Source organism: Streptomyces sp. NPDC026301 (genome assembly GCF_055567935.1).
In genome coordinates this window covers 110,236-134,249 of record NZ_JBVHPN010000017.1, presented here as the reverse complement: position 1 = coordinate 134,249, position 24,014 = coordinate 110,236, and the positions used below count along the sequence as shown (strand labels likewise).

27 protein-coding genes and 1 tRNA gene are annotated in these 24,014 nt (G+C 70.8%); 17 read left to right on the top strand and 11 right to left on the bottom strand.

The annotated features are described in order from the left end of the window. Window positions 1-17 precede the first annotated feature (17 nt). The 5 genes from ACZ4MH_RS27315 to ACZ4MH_RS27295 are packed head-to-tail and all read right to left on the bottom strand — an operon-like array spanning window position 18 to window position 4,389. Window positions 18-1,271, bottom strand: a complete 1,254-nt coding sequence (locus tag ACZ4MH_RS27315) for a cytochrome P450 (RefSeq protein ID WP_467754738.1) — start codon at window positions 1,269-1,271, stop codon at window positions 18-20. Further along, window positions 1,268-1,897, bottom strand: coding sequence for a GTP-binding protein (locus ACZ4MH_RS27310; RefSeq protein ID WP_467754737.1), 630 nt, complete (start codon window positions 1,895-1,897; stop codon window positions 1,268-1,270). Before ACZ4MH_RS27310 ends, ACZ4MH_RS27315 begins: the two co-directional genes overlap by 4 nt. Next, a complete protein-coding gene (locus ACZ4MH_RS27305) occupies window positions 1,878-2,231 on the bottom strand; it encodes a DUF742 domain-containing protein (protein ID WP_030259166.1) in 354 nt (117 codons plus the stop codon). The genes ACZ4MH_RS27310 and ACZ4MH_RS27305 overlap by 20 nt, the downstream gene beginning before the upstream one ends. Continuing rightward, window positions 2,228-2,656 (bottom strand): roadblock/LC7 domain-containing protein, encoded by a 429-nt coding sequence (locus ACZ4MH_RS27300; protein WP_351601671.1) that lies wholly within the window; start codon window positions 2,654-2,656, stop codon window positions 2,228-2,230. Before ACZ4MH_RS27300 ends, ACZ4MH_RS27305 begins: the two co-directional genes overlap by 4 nt. Beyond that, window positions 2,653-4,389 (bottom strand): sensor histidine kinase, encoded by a 1,737-nt coding sequence (locus ACZ4MH_RS27295; RefSeq protein ID WP_467754736.1) that lies wholly within the window; start codon window positions 4,387-4,389, stop codon window positions 2,653-2,655. The genes ACZ4MH_RS27300 and ACZ4MH_RS27295 overlap by 4 nt, the downstream gene beginning before the upstream one ends. Window positions 4,390-4,630: 241 nt before the next feature. Between ACZ4MH_RS27295 and ACZ4MH_RS27290 the strand changes: the two genes are divergently transcribed. Then, window positions 4,631-5,857 (top strand): GTP-binding protein, encoded by a 1,227-nt coding sequence (locus ACZ4MH_RS27290; protein WP_351593534.1) that lies wholly within the window; start codon window positions 4,631-4,633, stop codon window positions 5,855-5,857. 100 nt (window positions 5,858-5,957) lie between these two features. Here the strand turns inward: ACZ4MH_RS27290 and ACZ4MH_RS27285 are convergent, their stop codons facing one another. Further along, on the bottom strand, window positions 5,958-6,350 hold the full coding sequence (locus ACZ4MH_RS27285) for a winged helix-turn-helix transcriptional regulator (RefSeq protein WP_351593537.1): 393 nt from the start codon (window positions 6,348-6,350) through the stop codon (window positions 5,958-5,960). Window positions 6,351-6,413: 63 nt separating this feature from the next. On the opposite strand from ACZ4MH_RS27285, the gene ACZ4MH_RS27280 reads away from it, so the two are divergent. After that, window positions 6,414-7,529 (top strand): Gfo/Idh/MocA family oxidoreductase, encoded by a 1,116-nt coding sequence (locus tag ACZ4MH_RS27280; RefSeq protein WP_351593540.1) that lies wholly within the window; start codon window positions 6,414-6,416, stop codon window positions 7,527-7,529. A gap of 25 nt (window positions 7,530-7,554) precedes the next feature. Here ACZ4MH_RS27280 and ACZ4MH_RS27275 read toward each other — a convergent pair whose 3' ends face one another. Next, entirely contained in the window at window positions 7,555-10,050 is a 2,496-nt protein-coding gene (locus tag ACZ4MH_RS27275) for a phosphoketolase family protein (RefSeq protein ID WP_351593543.1), read from the bottom strand. A 212-nt stretch (window positions 10,051-10,262) separates the two neighbouring features. Between ACZ4MH_RS27275 and ACZ4MH_RS27270 the strand changes: the two genes are divergently transcribed. Together ACZ4MH_RS27270 and ACZ4MH_RS27265 are read left to right on the top strand one after the other, a co-directional pair. Beyond that, on the top strand, window positions 10,263-10,676 hold the full coding sequence (locus ACZ4MH_RS27270) for a hypothetical protein (protein WP_351593546.1): 414 nt from the start codon (window positions 10,263-10,265) through the stop codon (window positions 10,674-10,676). 109 nt (window positions 10,677-10,785) lie between these two features. After that, entirely contained in the window at window positions 10,786-11,211 is a 426-nt protein-coding gene (locus ACZ4MH_RS27265; protein WP_351593549.1) for a DoxX family protein, read from the top strand. A gap of 7 nt (window positions 11,212-11,218) precedes the next feature. On the opposite strand, the gene ACZ4MH_RS27260 is transcribed toward ACZ4MH_RS27265, so the two are convergent. Then, window positions 11,219-11,962, bottom strand: a complete 744-nt coding sequence (locus ACZ4MH_RS27260) for a DUF4232 domain-containing protein (RefSeq protein ID WP_351593552.1) — start codon at window positions 11,960-11,962, stop codon at window positions 11,219-11,221. A 218-nt stretch (window positions 11,963-12,180) separates the two neighbouring features. On the opposite strand from ACZ4MH_RS27260, the gene ACZ4MH_RS27255 reads away from it, so the two are divergent. After that, a complete protein-coding gene (locus ACZ4MH_RS27255; protein ID WP_351593555.1) occupies window positions 12,181-12,822 on the top strand; it encodes a YceI family protein in 642 nt (213 codons plus the stop codon). Window positions 12,823-13,145: 323 nt separating this feature from the next. Here the strand turns inward: ACZ4MH_RS27255 and ACZ4MH_RS27250 are convergent, their stop codons facing one another. Together ACZ4MH_RS27250 and ACZ4MH_RS27245 are read right to left on the bottom strand one after the other, a co-directional pair. Then, window positions 13,146-13,658 (bottom strand): hypothetical protein, encoded by a 513-nt coding sequence (locus ACZ4MH_RS27250; protein ID WP_351593557.1) that lies wholly within the window; start codon window positions 13,656-13,658, stop codon window positions 13,146-13,148. Between the two features lie 1,390 nt (window positions 13,659-15,048). Further along, window positions 15,049-15,807, bottom strand: a complete 759-nt coding sequence (locus tag ACZ4MH_RS27245) for a GntR family transcriptional regulator (RefSeq protein ID WP_351593559.1) — start codon at window positions 15,805-15,807, stop codon at window positions 15,049-15,051. Between the two features lie 197 nt (window positions 15,808-16,004). Between ACZ4MH_RS27245 and ACZ4MH_RS27240 the strand changes: the two genes are divergently transcribed. The 9 genes from ACZ4MH_RS27240 (at window position 16,005) to ACZ4MH_RS27200 (ending at window position 22,129) form a co-directional block, all read left to right on the top strand. Then, on the top strand, window positions 16,005-16,334 hold the full coding sequence (locus ACZ4MH_RS27240; RefSeq protein ID WP_351593561.1) for an SCO3933 family regulatory protein: 330 nt from the start codon (window positions 16,005-16,007) through the stop codon (window positions 16,332-16,334). A 2-nt stretch (window positions 16,335-16,336) separates the two neighbouring features. Further along, entirely contained in the window at window positions 16,337-17,686 is a 1,350-nt protein-coding gene (locus ACZ4MH_RS27235; RefSeq protein WP_351593563.1) for an FtsK/SpoIIIE domain-containing protein, read from the top strand. A gap of 82 nt (window positions 17,687-17,768) precedes the next feature. Further along, window positions 17,769-18,509, top strand: coding sequence for a DUF2637 domain-containing protein (locus ACZ4MH_RS27230; protein WP_351593566.1), 741 nt, complete (start codon window positions 17,769-17,771; stop codon window positions 18,507-18,509). An 11-nt stretch (window positions 18,510-18,520) separates the two neighbouring features. Then, on the top strand, window positions 18,521-18,709 hold the full coding sequence (locus ACZ4MH_RS27225) for a mobile element transfer protein (protein WP_351593568.1): 189 nt from the start codon (window positions 18,521-18,523) through the stop codon (window positions 18,707-18,709). A gap of 20 nt (window positions 18,710-18,729) precedes the next feature. Then, complete coding sequence (locus ACZ4MH_RS27220) at window positions 18,730-18,999, top strand: hypothetical protein (RefSeq protein WP_351593571.1); 270 nt, start codon at window positions 18,730-18,732, stop codon at window positions 18,997-18,999. 94 nt (window positions 19,000-19,093) lie between these two features. Next, entirely contained in the window at window positions 19,094-19,279 is a 186-nt protein-coding gene (locus tag ACZ4MH_RS27215; protein ID WP_351593633.1) for a hypothetical protein, read from the top strand. Further along, window positions 19,276-20,760 carry a replication initiator gene (locus tag ACZ4MH_RS27210; protein WP_351593574.1) on the top strand — a complete coding sequence of 495 codons (1,485 nt, stop codon included), beginning with the start codon at window positions 19,276-19,278 and terminating at the stop codon, window positions 20,758-20,760. The genes ACZ4MH_RS27215 and ACZ4MH_RS27210 overlap by 4 nt, the downstream gene beginning before the upstream one ends. Window positions 20,761-20,762: 2 nt before the next feature. Then, the gene (locus tag ACZ4MH_RS27205) at window positions 20,763-20,966 is read left to right on the top strand and encodes an excisionase family DNA-binding protein (protein ID WP_351593576.1); all 204 of its coding nucleotides are present in this window, start codon (window positions 20,763-20,765) and stop codon (window positions 20,964-20,966) included. Next, on the top strand, window positions 20,966-22,129 hold the full coding sequence (locus tag ACZ4MH_RS27200; RefSeq protein ID WP_351593579.1) for a tyrosine-type recombinase/integrase: 1,164 nt from the start codon (window positions 20,966-20,968) through the stop codon (window positions 22,127-22,129). The genes ACZ4MH_RS27205 and ACZ4MH_RS27200 overlap by 1 nt, the downstream gene beginning before the upstream one ends. A gap of 63 nt (window positions 22,130-22,192) precedes the next feature. Here the strand turns inward: ACZ4MH_RS27200 and ACZ4MH_RS27195 are convergent. Continuing rightward, window positions 22,193-22,266, bottom strand: a tRNA-Gly gene (locus ACZ4MH_RS27195). Between the two features lie 246 nt (window positions 22,267-22,512). On the opposite strand from ACZ4MH_RS27195, the gene ACZ4MH_RS27190 reads away from it, so the two are divergent. The 3 genes from ACZ4MH_RS27190 (at window position 22,513) to ACZ4MH_RS27180 (ending at window position 23,932) form a co-directional block, all read left to right on the top strand. Beyond that, window positions 22,513-22,671, top strand: a complete 159-nt coding sequence (locus tag ACZ4MH_RS27190) for a hypothetical protein (protein ID WP_169746141.1) — start codon at window positions 22,513-22,515, stop codon at window positions 22,669-22,671. Between the two features lie 136 nt (window positions 22,672-22,807). Further along, window positions 22,808-23,383, top strand: a complete 576-nt coding sequence (gene dcd, locus ACZ4MH_RS27185; protein WP_351593582.1) for a dCTP deaminase — start codon at window positions 22,808-22,810, stop codon at window positions 23,381-23,383. A 51-nt stretch (window positions 23,384-23,434) separates the two neighbouring features. After that, a complete protein-coding gene (locus tag ACZ4MH_RS27180) occupies window positions 23,435-23,932 on the top strand; it encodes a phosphoribosyltransferase (RefSeq protein WP_351593585.1) in 498 nt (165 codons plus the stop codon). Window positions 23,933-24,014 lie beyond the last annotated feature (82 nt).

The window sequence follows — 24,014 nt, the reverse complement described above, 5'->3', positions numbered from 1 at the left end:
GTACGGCACCCGTGGTGTCAGGCCGGCCCCGGCGTGTACGTCGGCGTGAACGACACCGGCAGCCCCGTCAGCCCCCGCATCCACAGCGACGGGTGCCAGACCAGGTCCCCGTCGGGCACCGCGAGCACCACGTCCGGCAGCCGGTCCAGCAGTACCTCCACCGCGGCGCGCGCGATCACCTCGGCCAGCTGCGGCGCCGGGTACGGGCAGGCGTGCTCGCCGTGGCTGAACGCCATGTGCGCCTGGTTGCCGTCGGCGTGCGCCGCCGTGAAGTCCGGCCGCACCAGCGGGTCGTTGTTGGCCGCGGCGAGCCCCAGTACGAGCAGGTCACCGGCCTTGATGCGGTGGCCGCCGAGCTGGGTGTCGCGGGCCGCCCAGCGCCCGATGAAGTTCTGCGTGGGGGTGTCCTCCCACAGCACCTCGTTCAGCGCCTGGCCCACGCTGCGCCGCCCGCCGGTCAGGCTGACCGCGAACCGGTCGTCGGTCAGCATCAGCCGCAGCGTGTTGCCGATCCAGTTGGCGGTGGGCTGCTGCGCCGCCGCCATCACCACCAGCAGGTCGATGACCACCTCCTCGGAGGTCAGCCCCGCCGGGTGGGCCAGCAGCCGCGAGGGGACGTCGGGCCCCGGCCGCCCGCGCTTCACACGGACCAGCCGCGCCATCCGCTCCGCGACCCGCCGGTGCGCGTCGATCGCGCCGTCGCCCACGTCCAGCGACTCGGCGATGTCCCGTACCAAGTCCGGCACTTCGCTGGTCGGCGCGCCGTACAGCTCGGCGACGACCAGCAGCGGCAGCCGCAGCGCGTACTCGGCCATCAGGTCCGCCTCGCCGCGCCCGGCGAAGGCGTCGACCAGCCCGTCCGCGATCCGCTCGCAGATCTGCCGCAGCTCGAACTGGTCGATGGCCAGCAGCGCGTCGCTGATCGCCCCGGCCCGCCGCCGGTGCTCGGGCCCCTCGGCGAACATCACCGACGGCTGGTACCCGACGAACGGCAGCAGCGGCCAGTCCTCCGGCACCTGGTCCCAGGCGTGCCAGCGGCGGGAGTCGCGGGCGAAGAGCTCGGGGTCGGAGGTGACCTGGTGCAGCTCGCGGTAGCCGATCACGAACCAGGCCGGGAAGCCGCCGTCCAGCAGGATCGGTACGACCGCGCCGTGCCGGCTGCGCATCTCCCGGTACAGCCGGGCCGGATCGCCGCTCAGCCCCTCGCCGTACAGCGGTACGGCCCCGGCGGCGGCCATGGGGCAGCCGGAGGTCTGCTGGGAGTCGGTCACGGCGTGGGCTCCTCCGCGGCGAGCGCGTACAGATGGCGTACGAGAGTGATCAGCACCCGCTTGCTGGAGTCACGGTCGCGCGCGTCGCAGGCGACCAGCGGCACGGCGGGGGAGAGGTCCAGCGCGTCGCGTATCTGCTCCAGGGTGTGCGGGTCGCCGCCGAAGTCGTTGTGGGCGACGATGAACGGCATTCCATGGGCTTCGAGGCGGTCGATCGCGTACCAGGAGTCGTCCAGCCGACGGGTGTCCACGAGCACCACCGCGCCCAGCGTCCCCGCGAAGAGCCGGTCCCACAGAAACCAGAAACGTTCCTGTCCGGGGGCGCCGAACAGGTACAGGACGTTGCGCTCGTTGATGGTGATGCGGCCGAAGTCGAAGGCCACCGTGGTCGTCGACTTGGCCTCGACGCCGGCCGGGTCGTCCACGCCGACGCCCGCCTGGGTCATCGTCTCCTCGGTGTTGAGGGGACGGATCTCGCTGACCGAGCGGACCAGGGTGGTCTTGCCGACGCCGAAGCCGCCGACGATCACGATCTTCAGGCCGTTGTCGGCGGACTGGTGCAGCGGGGCCCGTACGTCCTCCGCCAAGGCGGCGCCGGCCGCGCCGTCAGAGACGTTGGAGTGCATCGAGCACCTCCTTCAGCAGGTCGGGTTCGGGCAGCTCGGCCCGGGCGGCCGTGCGGGGATGGCGGGCGGTGATCCGGCCCGTGTCGAGCAGGTCGGTCAGCAGGATGCGTACGACGCTCACCGGCAGCCGCAGCGCGGCCGACAGCTCCACGACCGCCGTCGGGCGCCGGGCCAGCTCCAGGATGCGGACGTGCTCGGACTGCATCCCGGGCGCCGGCTCGCACTCGGCCACGATCAGCGTGACCAGGTCGAAGCGGCTCCCGGCGGCCCGGCTGCGGCCGCCGGTGACGGTGTAGAGGCGGTCCGGGTCGTCGTCCGGGCCGAGCGGGCTCACGCCGGCCGGCCCGGCAGACCGGGGCCGCCGTCCTCGCGGGGCGCGGCACTGAGGTACTCGCCGATCTGCTCGACCAGTTCGTTCATGTTGAAGCCGATCAGGCCGACGTCGGCGTCCTCGACGGCGACCACGGCCAGGTGCGCGCCGTGCCCGGCCTCGACGATGAAGAGGATGCCGCCGTGGAACTCGGTCATCGCCTGCCGCACCCCGCCGCTGCCGTCACCGAACTCGACGGACGCGCCGTGCGACAGCGACTGGATGCCGGAGGCGATCGCGGCCAGCTGGTCGGCCTGGTCGACGCTCAGGTCCCGGGAGTGGCAGAGCTTGAGGCCGTCGCGGGACAGCACCAGCGCGTGCCGGGCGCCCGGCGTCTTCTGCAGGAGGTTCTCCAGCAACCAGTCCAGGCGGTTGTCGGTGGTGTTCATCGGGGATCGTCCTTCGGGGCATTTTCGGGGGTGGTGGGCCGGCTGGGCGGAGCCTCGCCCCGCACGGCCCGGCGGAAGGAGCGCAGGCGCGCGGCGGACTCCTCGTGGGAGCGGCCGCGGGTGCGTCCGGTGGCCGGCGGTGCCTGCGGGATGGGCGCGCCGGCCAGGGTCTGGCCGCGGCGCCGCTTGGGCAGTCCGCTCGGTCCGTACTCCGTCGCGGGCGCCGGACCGGCTCCGCGCGGCGCGGGCACGTCGGACGCGCCCCGGTCCTGGGGCGCGCTCCGGCCGTGCGGGTCGTCCGGGCCCCGCGACGCGCCCCCGCCGCGCGCGGCGCCCGTGTCCCGGTCGGGGACGGTGGGGTGGTGGTCGGTGGTCTCCGCCGCGTACTCGGTGGTCTCCGCCGCGTACTCGGTGGCTTCCCGGGCGTACTCGGTGGTCTCCCGGGCTTCCCCGGCCCCGGAGGCGGGGCGGGCGGCACGGCCGGCGGGCCGGTCGTGCACGTCGCTGCCGTGCCGGTGGCGTTCGCGTACGCCGCCTTCGTGCGCGTCCCGTTCGTGCACCTCGTGGGCCTGCGCGTCGTGCGCCGCCCGCAGCCCCGCGACGGGCACCTCGGGGACCTCGGTCCGGCGGCCGGCCGGCTTGGGCGGCGGCTGGGTGACCAGCTGCTGCGGGATCAGCACGACCACGCTCGTACCGCCGCGGGCCGAAGGGCGGAACGAGACGGTCAGGCCGTGCTTGCCGGCCAGGCAGCCGACGACGGCGAGGCCGAGCCGGGTGCCGGACAGCGACATCAGGTCCAGCGTCTTGGCGGACACCGCGGCCTCGGCGTTGCGCAGCGCCGTCTCGGTCATCACTAGGCCGCTGTCCTCGACGCTGACCACAATGCCGGCCTGGGCCTCCTCGACGTACACGTGCACCGTCGAGGTGGGCGGCGAGAAGGAGGTGGCGTTGTCCATGATCTCCGCGAGCGCGTGCATGACGCCCTCGGCCGCGTGCCCGGCCACCGCCGCGGTACTGCTGCTGTGCAGCCGCACCCGGCGGTAGGCGCTGATCCGGCCCATCGCGCCGCGCAGGATGCTCTCCATGGTGATCGGCTTGTTCCAGCGGCGGCCGGAGCGGGCGCCGGTCAGTACGGCGATGCTGTCCGCCAGCCGGCCCGCCTGCGCGGTGGTGTGGTCCAGCTTCAGCAGGTCGCCGAGGACCTCCTCGCCGTGCCGGTGCTCCATGTCGCGCAGGTCGGCGAGCATGCTGGTGGCCAGCGCCTGGACCCGGCCCGCCGCGCTGGCGCAGGCGGACATCGCCGCCGCGCGCATCCGCTCGCCGCGGCCGACCTCGGTGGCCAGCGTCTCCACGATCCGGCGGTGCGCCTCGTCGGCGGGCATCGTGGTGTGGCCGAGCGCGGTGCCCACCGAGGCGCCGTCCCGCAGCCGGGCCACGACCTCGGGCAGCGTCTCGTCCGCGAGCCGGTCGGCGGCGGCCGTCAGCTCCGCGATCCGGGCGCGGTGCCGGGCGGCGGTCCGTACCGCGTACACCGTGACCGCCAGCAGCACGCTCAGCACCGCGGCCACCGTGCCGCAGCCCCACGCCAGTTCGGTGCGCAGCGTCGTCGGGCCCGCGAATACCGCCCACAGGACGGCGCCGCCGGTCACGACGAGGGCGACGAGGAACGCGTACAGCGCCGCCACCGCGGGCGGGCGCGCTGTCTGCGGACGAGCGGGTGTCTGAGCTGTCATCAAACGGGTCCTCGGGCGGTCGCGGCATCGCAAGCGGGCCCTGCGGGCGCAGGAGAAGCGAAGATCGGAAGCACCCTATCCGCTTCCTACCGGCGGGCAACTTCCGCGTCATGACAATCTTTTGACGTCCTGTCCGTACCGGAATTCCCGGTGCGTCACCAGCTGTGCCGCGACCCGTGGCCGACCAGGGCGCACTCTCGCCCCTTGTTGAACATGATTATCATCTGCTACCGTTCCCGGTATGAACCACACGCCGCCCGAAGGCCGGCTGCCGGTCACCGTGCTCTCCGGTTTCCTCGGCGCCGGCAAGACCACCCTCCTCAACCATGTGCTCGCCAACCGCGAGGGCCTGCGCGTCGCGGTCATCGTCAACGACATGAGCGAGATCAACATCGACGCCTCGCTGGTACGGGACGGCGCCGCGCTCTCCCGCACCGAGGAGCGGCTGGTCGAGATGACCAACGGCTGCATCTGCTGCACGCTCCGCGACGACCTCCTCGAAGAGGTCGAACGGCTCGCCCGCGCCGGCCGCTTCGACTACCTGCTCATCGAGTCCAGCGGCATCTCCGAGCCGATGCCGGTCGCCGCGACCTTCGCCTTCGCCAGGGACGACGGCGCCTCGCTCACCGACATCGCCCGCCTGGACACCATGGTCACCGTCGTGGACGCGGTGAACTTCGACGGCGAACTGGGCCGCGGCGACGACCTCGTGGAGCGTGGCCTGGCGCCGGTGGAGGACGACGAGCGGACCGTCAGCGATCTCCTCATCGACCAGGTCGAGTTCGCGGATGTGATCCTGCTGAACAAGACCGACCTGGTCTCCGCGAAGGAGGCGGACCGGCTGACGGCCACGCTGCGGCGGCTCAACCCGGCGGCCCGCGTGCTGCGGACCGTACGCGGCGTGGTCCCGCCCGCCGAGATCCTCGGCACCGGCCTCTTCGACCTGGCCAGGGCCGAGCAGGCGCCGGGCTGGGTGGCCGAGCTCAACGGCGACCACGTGCCGGAGACGGAGGAGTACGGCATCTCCTCCGTGGTCCTGCGCGACCCGCGGCCCTTCCATCCGGGGCGGCTGTGGGACCTGGTGACCGGCCCGCTGGACGCCGGTACGTACGGAACGGTGCTGCGCTCCAAGGGCTTCTTCACACTTGCTACCCGTCCCGACGTCACCGGGCTGTGGTCCCAGGCGGGCGCGGTGGCCCGCTTCGAGCCGTCGGGTGTGCACGATCACGACCACGACCACGGGTCCGATAACGGCCACTCCGCCGAGGAGCGCGCCGCGGAGGACCGGCCCGCCGTCCAGGGCCAGGAGCTGGTGTTCATCGGCACCGGGCTGCGGGCCGACGCGCTGCGTGACGCGCTGGCCGACGCCCTGCTCACCGCCGGCGAACTGGCCGACGGACCCGCGGCCTGGGCGACGTACGACGACCCGTTCCCGGCCTGGGACCTGACACCGGCCCCGACCCCCTGAACCCGGGGATGCCCGACGGGCCCGGCAGCCCTCGCCGGGCATCCCCGAAGTCTGGCCGGCGCCTGTCCCGCCGGTCACGCGGCCGGCGTCCGCCCGCCGGTCACGCGTCCGGCACCGGCACCTTCTCCGCGAAGCTGCCGGTGTTGGCGCGTACCCACGTCCGCAGGTGCGCCAGCGGTTCCAGCGCGCCCCGGCCCAGCGGGGTGAGCTCGTACTCGACTCGGGGCGGCACCTCCGCGTAGACCGTCCGCAGGACCAGGCCGTGGTCCTCCAGCCGCCGCAGCGTCTGGGTGAGCACCTTCGGGCTCACGCCCTCCAGCTTGCGGCGCAGCTCGCCGAACCGGCGCGGGCCGTCCTCCAGCGCGGTGATCGCCAGCCCCGTCCACTTGTTGGCCAGCAGCTCGAAGACGGCCCGGCCGGGGCAGAGCAGTGCGTAGATGTCGTGCCGCGAAGCCGGGGCCGCACGGTCGTGAAGAGTGCGCTGAGCAGTCATGGTTCCCAGAAGATAGCAAGGGCCCTTGCGGGTTATCAGGCATGCCCGCCTAGCGTCCGGGCCATGACGAACCCCACTGCACCGGTCCGCGTCGGCATCGTCGGACTCTCCGCGCGCGGCGGCTGGGCCGCCCAGGCCCATCTGCCCGCGCTGTCCCGGCTGGACGGCCTCGAGGTACGCGCCCTGTCGGCGAGCAGCGCCGCGTCGGCGCGCGAGGCGGGCGAGAAGTACGGCGTTCCGCTGGCCTTCGGCAGTACCGAGGAGCTGGTCCGCAGCGACGAGGTCGATCTCGTGGCGGTCAGCGTGAAGGTGCCGCTGCACCGGGAGGCCGTGCTGGCCGCCGTCGGAGCGGGCAAGGCGGTGCTCTCCGAATGGCCGCTGGGCAACGGGGTTGCGGAGGCCGAGGAGCTGGCGGCGGCCGCGGCCGCCGCCGGTGTACGGACCTTCGTCGGGCTGCAGGCCCGTACCTCGCCGGTGGTCCGGTACCTCCGCGACCTGGTCGGCGACGGCTATGTGGGCCAGGTGCTGTCCACCAGCCTGGTGGCCTCGGGACGGGGCTGGGGAGCGGAGTTCCGTCCGGACGGGGCCTACTTGCTCGACCGGGACAACGGCGCCACGATGCTGACCATCCCGTTCGGGCACACGATCGACGCGTTCTCCATGGTGCTGGGTGAGTTCGCCGAGGTGGGTGCGGTGACGGCCACGCGGCGCCCGACGGTGCGCGAGGAGGGCACGGGTCGCCCGGCGCCGATGACCGCCGAGGACCAGATCGCGGTGAACGGGCTGCTCGCCTCGGGCGCGGTGGCATCGGTGCACTTCCGCGGCGGGCTGTCGCGCGGTACCGACTTCCACTGGGAGATCAACGGCACGGACGGCGACCTCGTCGTCAGCGGCGACTCGGGCCATCTGCAGCAGGCCGTCCTCACCGTGCGCGGTGCCCGCGGTCCCGCCGCCGCCCTGGCCGAACTGCCGGTGCCCGCCCGCTACTACGACGTCCCGGCGCTCGGCGACGTGGCGGGCCGGACCCCGTACAACGTCGGTGCCCAGTACGCCCGCATCCTCGCCGACCTCACCGACGGCACCGCATACGTACCGGACTTCGCGCACGCGGCAAGGCGCCAGCGGCTGCTCGCCTCAATCCAGCAGGCGGCCGCCTCGGGGGAGCGCGTCACGGTATGACGGTGATCATGTTGCGGAGACCGTCCTAGTACGGCCAGCGCCAGTCCGCCACCTCCGGCATGTCCGTGCCGAGTTCGCGGATGTAGGCGTGGTGGCGGGTGCGGGCGTCCTGCATCCGCTGGCGCAGGGCCGTGGCCCGTACGGCGAGGCCCGGCACGCGGTCGATGACGTCCATGACCAGCCGGTACCGGTCCAGGTCGTTCATGACCACCATGTCGAAGGGCGTGGTCGTGGTGCCGTGCTCCTTGTAGCCGCGCACGTGCAGGTTCGCGTGGCCCGTGCGGCGGTAGGCGAGCCGGTGGATCAGCCACGGGTAGCCGTGGTACGCGAAGATCACCGGCCGGTCGGGGGTGAACAGCGCGTCGTACTCGGCGTCCGGCATCCCGTGCGGATGGTCGCCGCTGGGCAGCAGCCGCGCGATGTCCACGACGTTGACCACCCGTACGGCGAGCTCCGGCAGATGCTCGCGGAGCAGCGCGGCGGCGGCCAGTACCTCCTGGGTCGGTACGTCGCCCGCGCAGGCCAGCACCACGTCCGGGGACGCGCCGCCGTGCTCGGTGCCCGCCCAGTCCCACACGCCCGCGCCCCGCGCGCAGTGCGCGATCGCCTGGTCCATGTCCAGCCAGTCGAAGGTGGGCTGCTTGCCCGCCACGATGACGTTGACGTAGTCCCGGCTGCGCAGCGCGTGGTCGGCCACGGAGAGCAGGGTGTTGGTGTCCGGCGGCAGGTAGACCCGTACGGCCGGCGGGTACTTGTTGAGCACGTGGTCCACGAAGCCCGGGTCCTGGTGCGAGAAGCCGTTGTGGTCCTGGCGCCAGACGTGCGAGCTCAGCAGATAGTTGAGCGAAGGGATCGGGTGGCGCCAGGTCAGGTCGCCGGTGACCTTCAGCCACTTGATGTGCTGGTTGACCATCGAGTCGACGATGTGCACGAAGGCCTCGTAGCAGGAGAAGAGGCCGTGCCGGCCGGTGAGGAGATAGCCCTCCAGCCAGCCCTGGCAGGTGTGTTCGGAGAGGACCTCCAGCACCCGGCCGTCCCGTGCCAGATCCTCGTCGGTGTCCAGCAGCTTGTCCTGCCAGTTCTTGCCGGACGCCGCGTACACCGCCTGCAGCCGGTTCGACGCGGTCTCGTCCGGGCCCACCAGGCGGAAGTTGCGGCTGTCCGCGGTGTCGGCCATGACCCGTTCCAGCAGCTGCCCGAGCACCTTGGTCGGCTCGTGCAGCTCGGTACCGGGGTGCTCGACCGGTACGGCGTACTCGGTCAGCGGCGGCATCGGGAGGGAGCGGGTCAGCTGCCCGCCGTTGGCGTGCGGGTTGGCGCCCAGCCGGCGCGCGCCCTCGGGCACCCAGCGCAGCACGTCGGCGCGCGGCCTGCCGTGCTCGTCGAACAGCTCCTCGGGGCGGTAGGAACGCATCCAGCGCTCCAGTGCGCGCAGGTGATCGGGGTTCTCGCGGGTGGCGGCGAGCGGGACCTGGTGGGCGCGCCAGGTGCCTTCGACGGGCTTGCCGTCGACCTTGCGCGGGCCGGTCCAGCCCTTGGGCGTACGGAGCACGATCATGGGCCAGGGCTGCCGCGCGGGCGGGGCGGTGGCGGAGCCGTCCCGGGCGCCGCGCTGGATGGCGCCGATGCGGTCCAGTGCCTGGTCCATGGCGGCGGCCAGGGCGCGGTGCACGGTGGCCGGGTCGTCGCCCGTGACGTAGAAGGGGTCGTGCCCGTAGCCGCGCAGCAGGTCGTCCAGCTCCTCCTCGGGCAGCCGGGCGAGCACCGTCGGATTCGCGATCTTGTACCCGTTGAGGTGCAGGATCGGCAGTACGGCACCGTCGTGCACCGGGTCCAGGAACTTGTTCGAGTGCCAGGAAGTGGCCAGCGGCCCGGTCTCCGCCTCGCCGTCGCCGACGACGCAGGCCACCAGGAGGTCCGGGTTGTCGAAGGCGGCCCCGTACGCGTGCGAGAGCGAGTACCCCAGCTCACCGCCCTCGTGGATCGACCCGGGCGTCTCGGGCGCGACATGGCTCGGCACCCCGCCGGGGAACGAGAACTGCTTGAACAGCCGGGCCATGCCCGCCCCGTCCCGGCTGACGTCCGGATAGATCTCCGAGTAGCTGCCCTCCAGCCAGGACCCGGCGACCACCGCGGGGCCGCCGTGCCCAGGCCCCCAGACGCACATCGCATCGAGATCCCGCTCGACGATCACCCGGTTGAGGTGGGTGTAGACGAGGTTGAGGCCGGGCGAGGTGCCCCAGTGGCCGAGCAGCCGGGGCTTGATGTGCTCCGGTGCCAGCGGCTCGCTCAGCAGGGGGTTGCTCAGCAGGTAGATCTGGCCCGCGGCGAGGTAGTTCGCCGCCCGCCAGTGGGCGTCCAGCGCGCGCACGTCCTCGTCGGACAGCGCGGTACCGGCCCGTGCGCCCGCGTTGGATGGCGCTGTGCTTGCGCCGGACGGTGCCGCGCCCGCGTCGGATGGTGCCGCGTCCGTCCGCTCGCCGCTCTCCGACGCCGTCCCGGTCCCCGGTGCATCCCGCATGAATCAACCCTTCTCCGGCTTTCCCGTCGAACCGACCCTTCCCATGCTGGGATCCGGGGCGCCACCCGGCAACGCAGGATCGGGCCGGGTACGCGGTACCCGTGACCTGGAGAGGAATGCGTACGGACGCCGACCTCCTCCCGTACCGTGCAGACAGGGAAGAACGCGGGGAAATCCGCGCGCAGCCGCTGCACGCAGATGGGGGACGGCCGATGGATCCGGAAATCGCGGCGCTGGCGGGCACCGCCGGCACGACGCTCGTCACGCTGATGGCCACCGAGGCGTGGCAGGGCGTGCGGGAGGGCCTCGTCGGACTGTGGCGGCGGGCCCGTCCCGAGCGCGCCGACGCCGTCTCGGCCGAGCTCGAAGCCGCCCGCGAGGATCTGCTCACGGCCCGCGACGCCGCCGACGACGAGACCGAGGACGAGCTGCGCCGGGACTGGCAGGGCCGCATCCGCCGGCTCCTCGCCGCCCGGCCCGACATCGCCGACGACCTGCGCACCCTCCTCGCCGAGGTCACCCCCGACGCGCCCCCGTCCGCTCCGGTGATCACCCAGCACGCCACGGCCTCCGGCTCGGCCCGCGTCTATCAGGCGGGGCGCGATCAGCACATTCACGAGCGGTGACGCCGGTCACGGTTGGCGGTAAGTCCCTTATCCGCGACATTACTCCGGAGTAATGTCGCGCCTCCCGGCTCTGCTCCCGGCCGCACTCCCGGCCCGTTCAGGAGGCGTCATGTCCCCCACCGCCGACAGCGGCACCGACCGCACCGACCGTACCGACCGCACCGATCGCACCGGACGTTCACCCAGGCTGCTCGCGGGGCTGCTGGCCGGCGCCGGTGTCCTGCACTTCGCCGCGCCCAAGCCGTTCGACGCGACCGTGCCCCGGGCGCTGCCCGGCTCGGCGCGCGGCTGGACGTACGCGAGCGGCGTGGCCGAGCTGGCGCTGGCGGCCGGTGTGGCCCATCCCCGTACCCGGCGGGTGGCCGCGCTGGCCACGGCCGCCTTCTTCGTCGGGGTCTTCCCCGCGAACGTCCAGATGGCCGTCGACTGGCGGCACCGCCCCGCGCCGCTGCGGACCGCCGCCCTCGCCCGGCTGCCGCTGCAGGCACCGCTCGTCCTGTGGGCCCGCGGCGTCGCGCGACGGGCCGGCCGCTGAACCGGTCTCAGGAGGCGCCGACCGGGTTCACGAACGTGCCCGGGCGGGTGGCGCCCGACTGGTCCAGGATGGCGCCGCCGTAGGGCCACTTCAGCTGGAAGTGCTGCTTCTCGTTCGGCGGGGTGACGATCACCTGAGCCGGCTCGACCTTCCGGTCCTCGTCGCTGGTCGAGGGCAGCAGCCGGAAGGTGAAGTGGGTGTTCTCACCCGGCTTCAGCGTCACCGGGGCGGGCTTCTTCGCGGAGCGCCGCAGGTCCCAGGTGGTGCCGTCGGTGCCCTTGAGCTGTACGCCGGGGAAGCCGCTGATCGTGCAGGCGCCGCTGCCGTTGTTCTTGAACCACACGGCGGCGGTCTGCTGCTGGTCGCTGTTCATGTCGGGGCGGCCACCGCCCTCGGAGCCCCAGCCGGCCGTCATGTTCGCCGTGGTGCAGCGGGCGGCCGAGGTGCCGGTGCCGGACGAGCCGCCGCTCCCGGAGTCGGCCTGGGAGCCGGAGTCCGTACCGGAACCGTCGGCGGCGCCCGCGCTCGCCTGAGAGGGCGAGTCCGAGGAGTCCTTCGCGGGGCCGCCGGCGGACCCGGTGGAGCTGCTGTCGGTGGAGCCGCTGTCGGCCTGGCTGCCGGTGGACGACGCCGGCGAGTCCGCCCCCGCGGCGCCGGACTCGCCGCTCTGGCAGGCGGTGAGGGCGAGCGCGGTGGCGGCGAGCAGCGCGGCGGCGGCCTTGCGGCCGTGGCGACGGGTGCTGTGCGTCATGGTGTCCCCCTGGTGGTGGCGTCGGTGCGGCCGGCCCTTCCGTTCCGCACCACCTACCCTCGCCACCCCCACTGCTGATCGGCTAACACCGCGCTAACGTGCGGCGTGCTTGCGGCGTCCTCGGGGAGTACGGACGCGTCACCCTTCACCGGAGTCTCACATTCCGCCCCCTGAACAGGGGTTGCGCCCGTACTTACGTTGAAGTAACAACGTTCCCCATGAACTTGTTCGGCCGCAGCTCCTCCTCCCGCCGCGCGGCGTCCCCCGCCGCGTCGGCGCCCTCCGCCCTCGCTGTTCTGCCCGACCCCGCCTTCGCTCCGCTCACCGGTGAGTGGATGATCGACCCCGCGCACAGCAGGATCGGCTTCTCCGTCCGGCACGCCATGGTGACCACGGTGCGGGGCGCCTTCACGGAGTACGAGAGCCGCCTCTACTTCGACGGCCGAGACCCGTCCCGCTCCCAGGCGCAGATAGCGCTGTCCACCGCCAGCATCGACACCGGCGTGGAACAGCGCGACGCACACGTGGTCGGCCGCGACTTCCTGGACGCCGCGAGCTACCCGCGCATGACCTTCACGAGCACCGCCGTGGAACTCGCGGGCGACGACGTCTACCGCATGACCGGCGACCTCACCCTCAGGGACATCACCCGGCCCGTCGTGCTCGAACTCACCTACATCGGCCATGTCACCGACCCGTTCGGCTACGAGCGGGTCGGCTTCGACGGCACCACCACCATCAACCGCTCCGACTGGGGCCTGACCTACAGCGCCAAACTCGCCCAGGGCGGCGCCATGGTGAGCGAAAAGGTCCGCCTCCAGTTCGACATCGCCGCCATCCGCACCTTCCCCGTCGACTGACGAAACCCCCGCCCCGGCGCCGGCGAGGGAGACCCAAGGGGGACCGGCCCGGACAACAAACAAGGCCCAGGTCACTGACCTGGGCCTCAACTCTGGAGCGGGTGACGGGAATCGAACCCGCGCTCTGAGCTTGGGAATCACGGGTCACTTGGGCAGCAAAAATGCTGCTGACCTGCTGGAATGCCTCGCATGCGGCGTGCGGTCGACCCCTCGTTGATCACCCGTATTCCCCGTGAATCACCGGCCTATCGGGCACACAGCGGGCACGTCGGCGTTGACCGCATAGACTGTCGGTGCCTTACGCCGGTCGTGCAACGCTGAGCCTACTTCTGTGAGTTGAGGGCTGTGCTGGCCTGTTCCGTGAACTTGCCCAACTGGCCGTTGAGGTCGAGCAGGCGTTCGTTGACGCGATTTGCGTCGGACTGTACGGGCCCGTCAAACCGCTGGGCGGCTGTGACGTAGTAATCGATGTCACTAGTGAGCTCCATGGCGCCATGAGTCATGTCCTGGGCCAGGGCTGACACGTCGGCAGGGCCTTCCACAGCCACTACCGGTGCTGCCGCGCGCACTGCAGGCAAGAGCCGGTTGAGATGCTCCAATGCTCGCGAGGCGTCGTCGGGGCTGTAAGTGTCGTCCAAGAGCCTCATGAGGCTGTCGGCCGCCTCTCTATGCGCCGTTACGGCAGCGATGAGTGCGCTGTAGGCATCTCGTCGGCCTTGTCGGCGCCACTGCGCGTATTGAGTCCGCCCCTGGTACCGACCAGCCAGCCAGGTAGAGCCCAGAGTGCCGCCAGTACCGATGGCCGTACCGATCAATGCAGCGATGCCCGCGTCCACGCCTTCATTGTGCAGGCAGTGATCGGCGCGACATCGTTACGCCGCGTTGCGAACTACCGGCAGTGAGGTTGCGGAGGTCCGCGGAGCAGGTCAGTCGGTCCCTGCCGGGTGCTGGTAGCCAAGGGCGGTCGCGCTGGTTGCTGTACTTCTGTGCTGTACAGCAACCACCCCTGATCACCCGCCTTGTCCGCGGTGGCTTCACTCACTTCCAACGAGACGGACCACGGGTACCCAGTCGTTCCGCAGGCGTAGGAGCCTTTGGCCGTCGCGTTCAAAGATCGTGAACCCATCCTCACTCCAGTACGGCCGGTCCGTCGTCACTTCGATCGTTTTAAAGGACTGCTGGTCTTCCGGATCGTCGCGATACGTGACCTCGTATGTGTACGTGCTCATCGCGGTACCTCCATTTTCGATTGTCGCTGCAGCCCACTAGATTCGCGAGAGCGGCTTGGTCGCCCGGGTTCTGCCCGGCAGTGAGCGGAGCGCCCATGACGGGCTCGGCCATATCGCGGCAGCAGGTAGCTCCCCCTTAGCCACGTATTGGAGCCTGGTCCGCTCACGCTGGAGCATCCGTGACGGCGTCGGTACGGCGGCCCGCCCCATGCCAGCGTCTTCGCCGGGAGCGTTCGCCCGCCCTGTCCCCGCCTCTCCCGTAGCTGGCCTTCTCCACAGGACTAGGACCTATGGTGCGGTCGGCAGTGCGCCTGTCACGTAAACCGCTCACCGTTTCCGCCCCACCCTCACCACTTCTCATCCGCACTCTTCTCGCCGCCCTCGGGGCTCCCCGTCTGGGCTCGCCCTGAGACTCGGGCCTCGGTGGGGCTGCTTCGCCTGGCCTGGTGGGTGCCCGTGGCGGTCCTGGGATCAGTCGGTGGTGGTGTTGGCCGGTGGGAAGCGCTGCTCGTTCCGGTGCTGCTTTGGGCGGGGCAAAGCGTGTAGGGAATCACCCCGTGGCAGCTTCGTTGGCGCGGGGCCGGGCGGAGCGGGCCGAAGGCAGGAGCGGCGCCCGAGTCCCCGTGCCCGCGCCGGCCCGTTGGCGGGCCGGTGGGGTGTGATTCCTAGCGGCGGCTGGCACAGCCGTTGGCCTGCGAGCCGGATGCCGAAGGCAAGAGCCCCCACAAGGCCACAGCCGCGAGCCGGACGGCTTCCGATGGGTCTGCCGCGAAGTGCCCGGCTGCCACGGCACATGGTGGTTGCTGGCCTAGATCGGTGTCCACGGGATCAACCGGCGAACCCCAAGTGATCGGCACCAGGTAGGCCCGGCAGGGAACGGCACCCCTCAGCGAGAACCACCGAGTGATCCCCGCCCTCCTCCTCTCCCCGCCCGAAGGGTGGGGCTTGATGAGGTAGAGAAACCTGTAACAGCTCCCCACCCCATCACTGGGAGCTCCTAGGCGTCGAAGTCGTACTCAAGAACGTACGAGGCGGAGTCCAGGGTCATCTCGTTGACCTCAACAGGTCGGCCTCCGTCGGCAAAGGCGGTCCGGCAGATGAGCATCACCGGCGTGCCCATGGAGAGGTTGAGCCGCTTCGCTTCGTCCTGGGAAGGCATGCGGGACCGAACCTCTTCGCGGAAGTGGACCGGCTTGGCTCCGAGTTCAGCAAGGCGGGCGTACGTACCGCCCGGTCCCGTGTCCTCCTGGGTGATTGCCGAACCTGCGACGAGCTCTGCGGGCAGGTAGCTCGTGGCCAGCAAAACCGGCTTTCCGTCGAGGACGAATCGCCTGCTGCGGACGCAGACAGCCGACTCCGGGTCGACATCCAGGACCCCCGCGATCCGCTCAGGAGTCGGCTCCTCGGTGACGGTGAGTTGGTCCACGGTGAGCTGGCGACCTTCAGTGTCGGCCGACCAGATAGAGCGGCCTGAGCCCCACTGCTCTTGGGAGAGGCGCTGGATGCCGCGTCGTCGCAGCGGTCGGAACGCCCGGACGAACACGCCGGCACCCTTACGTGACTCGGCGAGCCCTTCGTTCTGCAGGACTCCAAGAGCCTGCCGGGCCGTCATCCGGGCCACTTCGTACTTCGCCATGAGGTCGTTCTCGCCTGGCAAGCGATCACCAGGACCGTACTCACCTGCCGTAATTGCCTCCCGAAGCGCGTCAGCAATGCGCTGGTACTTCGGCTGCCGAACGCCGTTATTCGCGGTCATTGCGTCTCCCTCCTTTCATCCTCTCTAGACAGCCTAGGACATGCCTACGTCGCTGCATCCGGGCCTGGTGCCCCTTCCCGCCACGCGGGAACATCTCTAGAGATCTCTATTGACGTCTCTAGAGATCTGCGCTTCACTCGTAGATGTCTAGAGAGGCCGCCGGAAGGGGTGACCTCCCCAGCAACAAGGGGTGCTCTATGCCTTCGTTCAAGATCGACACGTCGACCGCTGTGGTGTTCGTCGCGACCGCGCCGACCCCGAAGGTCGCCAACCGGAAGACGGGCGAGATCGCCAAGGACCGCGAGACCGGCGCCGACCTGATGACGGTGGGCCTGCTGGTCTCGGATGAGGGTGAGGGCAACCTCTACCAGGTGTCCGTGCCGGAGACGGGCGTCCCCGAGGGCCTGACCCCGGGCATGCCGGTCTCGGTCGTCGGGCTGAAGGCGCGGGACTGGGAGAACGAGTTCAACGGCGAGAAGCGGCACGGCATCGCCTTCCGCGCGGCAGCTCTTGCGGCGGGTGCCTGATCATGACGGACGTGACCACGGTGCTGGAGGCCACCGGTGCTCTCGCCGGTGTCGGTGGCCTCGGCTACGCCAAGGCCCGCGCCCCGCGCGTGTACTGGTCGCTGGTGGGCCTGCCGGTCACCTGGGGTCGGGTGAAGTGGACGTACGGGACCACGATGGACGTGTGTGGCCTGACGGTGCAGCCGTCTCGCCTGCGGGCGTTCATGGTCCGCAACGTCGCCCGCCGTGAGGTGCAGCCGGTCCCGCCCAGGGTTCGCAGCATCCGGGGTACTTCGACCGGCCTGCGGGTCTCGCTCCGGCTAACCGCCGGTCTGGAGCCCTCGGACGTGGCGGCGGCCTCGAACCGGCTCCGCCATGCCTGGGGCGTCCACTCCGTCAACGTGGTGGAGACCCGGCCGGGCGTGGTGGAACTGCGGATGACCGGCTATGACGTGCTGCGACGGGTGCGTATGCCGCGCCAGCGTCGCAAGAAGCCCGGGCCGATGGAGGTGCCAGTGGCTCTGCGGGAGGACGGCACCACCTACGTCCGCAACTACCACAAGGTCCCGCACGCCCTGACGCTTGGCGCCAACCAGTCGGGCAAGTCGATGTACCAGCGCAACCTCATCTCCGGGCTCGCACAGCTGTCGGTGGGCCTGATCGGCATCGACTGCAAACGAGGGGTCGAACAGAGCGTCTATGCGCCCCGCCTCTCGGCCCTGGTGACCACGCCCGAGGACGCCGCCCGGCTGCTGGATGCGCTCGTGCAGGAGATGGAGGGCCGCTTCGACCTGCTGAGCGACTACCAGGTCTCGGACCTCTGGGACCTGCCCAAAAAGGTCCGGCCCGTGCCGCTGGTCCTCCTCGTCGACGAGGTGGCCGAGCTGTTCCTGACCGCCGCGAAGAAGGACGAGGAACGCCGGGACCGCATGGTCATGCAGCTGGTACGGCTGGGCCAGATGGCCCGCGCGGTCGGCATCTTCCTGGAGATCTGCGGGCAGCGGTTCGGCTCCGAGCTGGGCAAGGGCGCCACCATGCTCCGCGCCCAGCTGACCGGCCGCGTCGTCCACCGGGTCAACGACAAGCAGACCGCCGAAATGGGCCTCGGTGACGTGTCCTCGGAGGCGGTCGTGGCCGCCACTGCGATCATCGCGGACCGGCCCGGTGTCGCGGTGGCCGGGGACTCCTCCGGTGGCTGGTCCCGCATCCGCACCCCGGAAATGACGCCCGCCAAAGCCGCGGCCATCTGCCGCCAGTTCGCCCACCTCACCCCGCATCCGCCGTTCCTGGCCCCGTTCCGCCCCGCGATGTCGGCCGAATCGACGCCGGATGAGGCGCCTTCGCTGGTCAAACCGGTGCCCGTCACCGAGTAGCACCACCTTCTTCCCCGGTTGGCGTGACCGTCTCGCGCCAGGTCCCTACCCCGCCCATGCCTGAAACCGAAAGGAGGAGGCGATGACCAAGCCGCAGGCGGAACGGACCGCGATCCTCGTCGCCGGTGCCGTGATCATGGCCCTCACGATCGCCGCGTTCTGGCTCTCCTACGCCCACCTCGCCTCAGTCGCTGAGTCCCACGGCCTGGCCACCTCCCCGGTACGTCGGTGGGCCTGGCCGGGCACCATCGACCTGTTCATCCTGGCCGGTGAGGTCCTGATGTTCCGCGCCGCGCTCCGCCACGTCACCGACTGGTGGGCCATCGGCCTCACGGTCGCCGGATCGCTCGGCAGCATCGGTCTCAACGTTGCAGGCGTCGGCACTGACGCCCCGCTCCTGGACTACGTGGTGGCGGCCGTACCGCCGTCCGCCGCCCTGCTGGCCTTCGGCGCCCTGATGCGGCAGGTCCACACCCTCGTCACCGACCCGGCCCCGGTCTCGGAGCCCATGCCGGCCGCCGAGCCGGTCACCGTTGAACGCGCCCCGGAACCGCCCCCGGCGGAACTGCCCGCACCTGCTGCGGTGCCCGAGGAAGTGCCCGAAGCGGCTGAGGAGCCGTCGCCGGAACCTGCACCGGTCGCGCCTTCGCCCCGGCCCGTCGCGTCGGCGCCCTCGGTGCCTCCGGCCCTGCTGGATCACGCCCGCAAGGTCGCCGACACCCACCAAGCCGCCACCGGCACCCCGATCGACTCCGCCACCCTGCGCGCCCGGCTCGGCGTCCCGCCCACGCTGGCCGACGCCATCACCGCCCAACTCGCTTGAAAGGAGAGCAAATGGCCCGCCCGAACCGCTTCTACAACATCACCCGCCTAGGCCCCGTCCAGGTCGGCTCCTACAACGACGGACGCGGACGCACCAAGCACACCGCTTCCTGCACCGCGCCCGGCTGCCGCTTCTCGGTCGAGAAGTCGGACCGCTCCGCCGCCGAACTCGCCGCCCGCACCCACCGCTGCAACCCCTGACCCCGGACGGAGGCAAGGCCATGCGCTACCCGGACGCCCAGCTCCGCGCCAACCACCGCCCGGCCGACCTGATCCCGGCCAGCGTCCACCCCGGCGACGTCGTCGTCATCCAGGCCCCGACCCGCTCCTACGCGGGCCCGATCCTGCTGACCATCACGATCGCCCTCGGCGCTTCCGTGGTCATCATCGTGCTCGCCGTGGCCTTCCAGATCGCGGCCGCAGCCGCCGCAGCCGCCGTCCCCACCGTGGGCGGCGCGGGCATCTCGCTCAAGCTCGCCCGCAAGCGCTAAACGGCCCCCGGGACGGCCTCAACGTCCAAGTATCCGCCGCCCCGGGCGCCTGCACCCCTTCCAGATCCGCTGACCCGAAAGGGACACCTTCATGATGCCCGAGCACACCCCTGCCCGCGTCCGGCTCTGCCCCGACTGCGACGGCTTCCCGACCGTCGCCATCACCACCGGCCAGACCAACCCCGACGGCTCCCGTAAGACGCTCACCGTCGTCTGCCGTACATGCGAGGGCACCGGCACCGTGACCCGTCGTGCAGCTGCTCGTGAGGTGGCCGCGTGAGTGACGCCGCCACCCTGGCGGGCCTGGACCCGGCCACCCTGAGCGACGTGCTCAAGGTGGCCGGGTCCCCCGGCTTCGACCGCTGGCAAGACCAGATCCGCCGCACCGGCGGCTGCTCCGGCCCCATCCACCTCACCGGCGCCACCAAGATGGTCGACCCGGCCACCGGGGCGGTCCTGCATACCTACGCCACCGACCATGAACCCGGCGGACGGCTCCGGGTCGCCTGCGGCAACCGCCGCGCCTCCCGCTGCCCCTCCTGCGCCTGGACCTACGCGGGCGACACCTACCACCTCATCCGCGCGGGCCTGACCGGCGACCCGGCCAAGAACACCCCGGAAACCGTTCGCGATCACCCCCGGGTCTTCGCCACACTCACCGCGCCCTCCTTCGGCCCGGTCCACAACCGCCCCGACAACGGCCGCCGTCCCTGCCGCTGCGGCGTCCAGCACGCCGAGGACGACCCGGCCCTGGGCACCGCGCTGGACCCGGCCCGCTACGACTACGCGGGTGCGGTGCTGTGGAACAACCACGCCGGACACCTGTGGCGGTACGTGACCATCTACCTGCCCCGGGAGCTGGCCAAGCGCGCCGGCATCACGCAAAAGGCGCTCAAGGAACAGCTTCGCGTCTCCTACGGCAAGGTCGCCGAGTACCAAAAGCGCGGCGCCATCCACTTCCACGCCGTCATCCGCTTCGACGGACCCACCGGCCCCGACACCGCGCCCCCGGCCTGGGCCACCATCGACCTGCTCACCGACGCACTCCGCGCCGCTGCTGCCCGGGCACAGATCGAGCTTCCCCCGGCCGGAGACCAGCCCGCCCGCACCCTGCGCTGGGGCACCCAGCTCGACGTCCGGGCCATCGGCGCCTTCGGAGCCGGGGAAGATCTCACCGAGCAGGCCGTGGCCTCCTACGTGGCCAAGTACGCCACCAAGGCCGCCGAAATCGCCGGAGGCACTGACACTCCGGTCCACTGCCGCACCTGCCAGGGCACCGGCCGTTCCGCCCGCTACGACCGCCTCGGCTCGCCGCTGAGCCGGTGCAGCAAGTGCAAGGGCAGTGGAACGAGCGAGGACCTCACCGTCCTGTCCATCCCCGATCACACCCGGCGCCTCATGGCGGCTTGCCTGCACCTCACCGCGCTCTACCCGGAACGCAAGCTCGCCGCCTGGGCGCACATGCTCGGCTTCCGCGGCCACTTCTCCACCAAATCCCGCCGCTACTCCACCACCCTCGGCGCCCTCCGCCAGGTCCGCGCCGACTACCGCGCCGCCCAGCAACGCGCCGCCCTCGGCCTCCCCGACCCCGACGACCACCCGGAGGCGACCACCCGCGTCGTCGCCCACTGGGCCTACGCCGGACACGGCCACACCCCCGGCGAATCCTGGCTCGCCGCCAACATCGCCCGCGAGATCCAAGCCAACCGCGACATCGCCCGCGAAGTCCGCGCCGAACTCGACAACGAAGGGGAGCACTGACCATGGCTGATCGGCTGTTGACCGTGCAGGAGGTCGCTGACCGGCTCGGTACTACGGTCCGCTTCCCGCGTCGGCTGATCGAGGAACGGCGGATCGAGTACGTCAAGATCGGTCGGCACGTCCGCATCCCTGAGCGCGTCGTGGAGGCCTTCGTCACGGCGCATACCGTCGCGCCCTCTACGCGGCGCCTGCGGGGTGTGGCCTGATGGCGGGGAAGAAGCGCTCGTTCGGTCGTGTGCGCAAGCTGCCTTCGGGGCGGTATCAGGCGCGCTACTTGGGGCCCGATGGGATCGACCGGCCGGCACCCGAGACCTTCCGCACGAAGAAGGAGGCGGACGACTGGCTTGCGGATCGGCAGAGCGAACTCCGGTCCGGTGACTGGCAGGACCCTGCCGCGGGGGCCGTGAACTTCAAGGTCTACGCCCTGCAGTGGGTCGATGAACGTGGACTCGCGGCCACCACGGATGAGCTGTACCGCCGTCTGCTCCGGCTGCACATCCTGCCGACCTTCGAGGGCCTGGACCTCGACGAGATCACTCCGCCCCGAGTGCGAACCTGGCGAGCTGAACGGCTGAAGGCGACGGAAGCCGCTACGACTGTGGCCAAGGCATACCGGTTGCTGAAGGCCGTCATGGAGACCGCCGTCGAGGATGAGCTGATCCGCCGTAACCCCTGCCGGATCAAAGGTGCTGGTACGGAGTCGGCGAAGGAACGTCCCACTGCCACCGTTGAGCAGGTGGACGCCCTGGCCGACGCGATGGGCCCGCGCTGGCGGCTGATGGTCTACATCGCCGCGTACGGTCCTGCCCGTCCAGAAGAGCAGGCCGCGATGCGCCGTCTTGATGTGGATCTGGAGAACGTCGGTGTGTGGATTCGCACAGCCGAGCCTGAGCTGACCACTGGTCGGCGTGCGCCGGGCGACACCAAGTCGTCGGCGGGGAAACGGTTCCTCGTCCTGCCGGAGTTCATGGCGGTCGACCTGGAGAGGCATCTCGACTGGTACGCGGAGAAGGAGCCGAACGGTCTGCTGTTCGTGGGGGAGCGCGGCAAGCCGTTCCGCCGGTCCACCTTCGGGCGAAAGTGGCGCAAGGCCCGTGCGAAGGTCGGGCTGCCCGACGACTTCCGGTTCTACGACCTCCGGCACACCGGGCACACGCTCTCGACGCGTTCCGGGGCGACCTTGAAGGACACGATGGTTCGTGCCGGCCAGTCCTCGGAGCGGGCCGCGCTGATCTATCAGCACTCGGACGTGGAGCGGCAGAAGGAGGTCGCTGGCGGCATCGACGCACACGTGCGTGCTGAGCGGCTGAAGGCGAAGGCTGCCCGTGATCAAGCCCGATCGGGCACGCAGCGGGCACGGAACGCTTAAGTCGGTCTGGACAACACAGAGGCCCAGCCGGGGGATTCGTTCCCTGAGCTGGGCCTTAGTCGCTGGAGCGGGTGACGGGAATCGAACCCGCGCTCTGAGCTTGGGAAGCTCATGTTCTACCATTAAACTACACCCGCGCAACCGCCTGATCTTGCACGGCGGTGCATCGTCGCACACTGTACCTCATCCCCGGCCTCCGGCGTATTCGACCGTGAGGCCTTTGTCATGTCCGGGTGTGGCGCGCGGGGGGTAAGTGGGTGCGGAGGGCGGGAGTTGAGGCGTACGGTGGGGACTCTTCCCCGGTTCGGAGTGCCGCTTGGGAGTGCGCCCAGTTCATCCCCTAATGTGGCTTTTGTTGTCCATGCGTTTGGGAGAGGGACTTGATGGAGCGCACCGTCGTCCGTTGTGCCGAAGGGCACGTGTTCAGCACCGCTTCGTTCCCGATGCAGACCACCGACCGGCTCGGCCCCGGTCGGCTGCTGCGGTGCCCGCGCTGTGCGCGGCTGCGCCACGCGGTCCCTGTACAGATGGAGAAGCGCTAGCGAGGGCGGTGAGGGCCCGGTTCCCGGAAGGGGGCCGGGCCCTCACGGCTGTCCGGGAGCGGTGCAGAGGCGGGGCGGGGGGCCGGGGCGGAAGCGGGATGCGGAGGCGGGAGTACCGGGCGCGTATCCTCGTGGCGTGCTTCTCTCAGACAAGGACATCCGGGCCGAGATCGACGCGGGCCGGGTGCGTATCGATCCCTACGACGAGTCGATGGTTCAGCCATCGAGTATTGATGTGCGCCTCGATCGGTACTTCCGAGTGTTCGAGAACCACCGGTACCCGCACATCGACCCTGCCGTCGAGCAGCACGACCTGACACGGGAGGTCGTGCCCGAGGGGGACGAGGCGTTCATCCTGCACCCGGGCGAGTTCGTGCTGGCGTCGACGTACGAGGTCATCTCGCTCCCCGACGACCTCGCGTCCCGGCTGGAGGGCAAGAGCTCGCTGGGACGGCTGGGGCTGCTGACGCACTCGACGGCCGGGTTCATCGACCCCGGGTTCAACGGGCACGTCACGCTGGAACTGAGCAATGTCGCGACGCTGCCGATAAAGCTGTGGCCGGGCATGAAGATCGGGCAGCTGTGCATGTTCCGGCTGACCTCGCCGGCCGAGTTTCCGTACGGGTCGGAGCGGTACGGCTCCCGCTACCAGGGCCAGCGCGGGCCGACGCCCTCGCGTTCGTACAAGAACTTCCACCGTACGCAGGTCTGAGGACCGTACGGCGGATGCGATGGGGAATCGCTAGAGGGCTGAGAGAGATACGTGACTGACGTGCGGGAAAATCTGACGTACGAGCGCTTCGGCACCGCCATCCGTGAGCTGGCGCAGTCGATCGCGGACGACGGGTACGAGCCCGACGTGGTGCTGAGCATCGCGCGTGGCGGCGTGTTCGTCGCCGGCGGCCTGGCGTACGCGCTGGACTGCAAGAACATCCACCTGGTGAATGTGGAGTTCTACACCGGTGTGGGCGAGACGCTGGAAATGCCCGTCATGCTGGCGCCGGTGCCGAACGCGATCGATTTCAGCGACAAGAAGGTGCTGATCGCCGACGATGTCGCGGACACCGGCAAGACGCTGAAGCTGGTGCACGACTTCTGTCAGGGGACCGTCGCCGAGGTGCGCAGCGCGGTGATCTACGAGAAGTCGCAGTCGCTGGTGAAGTGCGAGTACGTCTGGCAGCGCACGGACGACTGGATCAACTTCCCGTGGAGCGTCGAGCCGCCGGTCGTGCGACGCGAGGGTCAGGTTCTCGACGCCTGACGGTTCTCGACGCCAGAGGTGAACTTCCTTAGTCCGTGCGCCAGTTGGTGCGCGGGTGAAAACGGGCCAATCCTGTGCCGGG